Source organism: Clostridium sp. (assembly GCF_051278035.1).
In the GTDB taxonomy this organism is placed as follows: Bacteria; Bacillota; Clostridia; order Clostridiales; family Clostridiaceae; genus Clostridium_AD.
On sequence record NZ_JBNMNU010000293.1, the window covers coordinates 1 to 3,097 of the forward strand.

A 3,097-nucleotide genomic window follows, 5' to 3' on the forward strand; every position below is an offset into this window, starting at 1 on the left:
ATTTTATGTAGACCATGAAAATTTCATTAAATCTTGGAAAAGATCACAAGAAAAAGGAATGTTAATGTATATCCTTAAAAATATTATAATATCAACTGCTATAATGGTTATAATAGGCATAATTTTTTTATTGAACAAAATTAGCATGTATGGATGTGAACAAAACCAAACATTGTTTGTTGCTCTGTCAGAGGGTGTTATGTTTGGGTTATTATTTTCTCTTAGATGGGGTAAGAATAATGAAAAATATAACCAATTAATAGAAAAAAGAAATGTGGAAAGTGGCAGTATAAATAACGATGATAAATTTTAAATAATTAAGTTGATAATATTTGTGTGATTTACTATTATAAAATTGATTTTGAACCGCTAAAGTAAACTCGTTGATTGATACTATAATTTATGATTTATTATCATTGATAATTATTATATCAATGATATGTTATTCAAATGATTTGCATCTTTCGTAAACTCCGTTATAAACAAGTTCAAGAATTACTAAAGAAATCAAGGAATTGCTTCGAAGTTGTATTTGAACTAACCGCTATTAGCGGTGGCGGATTTTAGGTAAACTTAAATTTTGACATTAGGGTTTAATAATTAATTAAAGACATACTTACTTTATTATTATTTTTGAGAGAAATAGTTAGCCGTTTAAGTAAATTTTATTATTTCCACTGTCTACTTAACATGGTGCAGTTTATTACTTCCACCATGGGGCTTGTTTTTAAACGTATGACTGGCTTTGATAATATATAACGATACTAATGTATATTGTATTACACTATGTAGAATGATCTCAGACCATTCTATTGTATTTATTTAGTCAATTATTTCTTCCTATTTTGTGCTGAATTGTTGTTGATACGAAACATAAAAGTCATGAAAACAGACATTAATTATCTCGGATCAATAAAAGCACCAGGGCATTAACACCCTGGTGCTTTTATTGATCTTAAATATATATAAACATAGCATTTTATGGATTTATAGTATATAATTATGTATGTAAGCATAATTCAATTAAAAATATTAATACAAGACTATTAAATTTACATGTACAATTAATAGATAAAACATAGTAATATCAACAACATATACTTCGCGACATACTGTCACGTCGTTAGCCACTCGGGTTTAAGAGATGTAATAGGTCGGCTACGCACTCCCATTACCATTTTAAGACTTTTCATACTGAAAAGCAAGCTAAATAAATTTAGTCTGAAAATAACTCACTTATCCCCGAGTGCTAAGGCTAAAATTCAAATTAAAGAAGAAGGTTAATAATGGCTAAAAATATAAATAATCACCTAAGAAATCATTACTCCAATTATAATTTATTATTTCTTAAAAGATACTTTAATGAATTGAATATTAAAGATAAAATTCTTGATGTTGGAACCGGGCATTTTAGAAACTTAAAATTATTTTATGAAGTCGGATTTAAAGACTTATGGGGAATCGATAAAAATATTCCAGAGCCACTACCTCATAAAAATTTCAAAGCTAACTTTTGTAAAAAAGATATAGAAAATGGGCTTCCTTATCCTGGCGAAACATTTGATGTTGTTATTTGCAACTATGTTCTTATGTTTATATCTCCAAAACGCTTAAATTTCGTTCTTGAAGAGCTTCTAAGAGTATCTAAGGGGTTTCTTATCATAGAAACCTTTAAACACCCAGATAAGGCTAAAACAACTGATGTGATGGATTATGACTTTAAAGATATAGTACGCTTTTTTGAAAATAGAAACGATATAGAGATTTTAGATAAAAAGGTTTATTATGAAAAAATTTTAGTAAGGAGGAAACCAATATGCCCCGAAAAAGCACTAAAGTAAAAGTACTTACAAGTAGAGATACAAATATTCTAAAGCAATTATCAAAAACCGGATTATCTAATGCGCAGCAAGCAAAGAAATATTGTACTTTAAGTATGGAAAGGCTAGGAAAGCTTGAAACATCTGGTTATATTAAGACTACAAGGCATATCGTAAGAGGTCAAAATACACTTATTATACAATTAGATAAGGGTGGCAAGGAGTGGTGCAGGCAAGAAATAGGAACAAAATCGTTTTGCGTAGCTCAAACTAATCACCTTAATCATGATTTAAAATTAACTGAGGCTTATTACAATTTACCAGAGAGTGTCCAGGAAACTTGGAGACATGAGGGAGAACTAATACAAGATATATATGAAAAAAATCCTTTATTAAAAGAAAACGGTGGTTTAAAAACATGTACTGATGCAACCGTTCAAGTAAACGATGAAATTATTGCAATAGAATCGGTTGGACTAAGTTATACAAGTTCCATAATAGAATTAAAACAAGAAATCGCAACTCAATACTTAGGGTGCAGCCGAATGGAGTGTGTGTAAAAATGAAAGCTGAGGTAAGAGACGATATTATAAGCCTAGACAGTTTCGTACAAGCAAAGTTTAAATATGAAAAATATTTATTACTCCTTAAAAATGCTGGCAATTACTGTTTTTTAGATCAATTTAAAAGGTTATTTGAAAAAGGAGAAACTATAGCTAAGAACATGGAAGAGCTTAGCCTTATAAAAACCGGAACACTTAATAATAATTATAAATATGTATATTTAACTGATACTGCCATGAAGTACCTGATACTTAAAGATGATCCTAAGGATTATACTGGCATAGTAAAAAATAAGATAAGTGTTTTGAAAGTTAATAAATACCCAAGCGAGAAAGTATTAATGAGTGCTGCCCTTAAGTTTGAAATTATTGCTAATGGTAAAAATAGTTTGATTATAAAAGAAAACTTAATTAATAATTTGAAAGCATATTTTTATAGTCAAAAAACTGTCATTAACCTTGATGAAATAAAAAAAGAAATGGAAGATATCAAATTAGAATATGCAAAAGTAATGACTGTACAAACTAAAACTATAGCATTTCTACAAACTGTATTAGAGGTTAAGTTTATGCAACAACAAGGCGATTTAAATAAGCTTGAAGCTCAGAAAAATAAAGAATTAGAAGATTTGAAACTAGAAAGGGAAACTCTAGGTAGTATATTAGATAAAAAAAAGAGAAATGAAGTTTCAGCAAAAATAATTGAGATTGAAC

4 protein-coding genes are annotated in these 3,097 nt (G+C 28.6%); all 4 read left to right on the top strand.

Annotated elements, in window-relative coordinates; translation table 11 throughout:
* Nucleotides 1-313: hypothetical protein (locus ACJAX4_RS23115; protein ID WP_435791792.1), on the top strand; the 313-nt coding region annotated here is incomplete at its 5' end.
* Nucleotides 314-1,286: 973 nt separating this feature from the next.
* The gene (locus ACJAX4_RS23120) at nt 1,287-1,841 is read left to right on the top strand and encodes a class I SAM-dependent methyltransferase (protein ID WP_435791793.1); all 555 of its coding nucleotides are present in this window, start codon (nt 1,287-1,289) and stop codon (nt 1,839-1,841) included.
* Nucleotides 1,817-2,380, top strand: coding sequence for a hypothetical protein (locus ACJAX4_RS23125; RefSeq protein ID WP_435791794.1), 564 nt, complete (start codon nt 1,817-1,819; stop codon nt 2,378-2,380). Before ACJAX4_RS23120 ends, ACJAX4_RS23125 begins: the two co-directional genes overlap by 25 nt.
* A gap of 2 nt (nt 2,381-2,382) precedes the next feature.
* On the top strand, nt 2,383-3,097 hold a 715-nt coding region (locus tag ACJAX4_RS23130; protein WP_435791795.1), incomplete at its 3' end, for a hypothetical protein.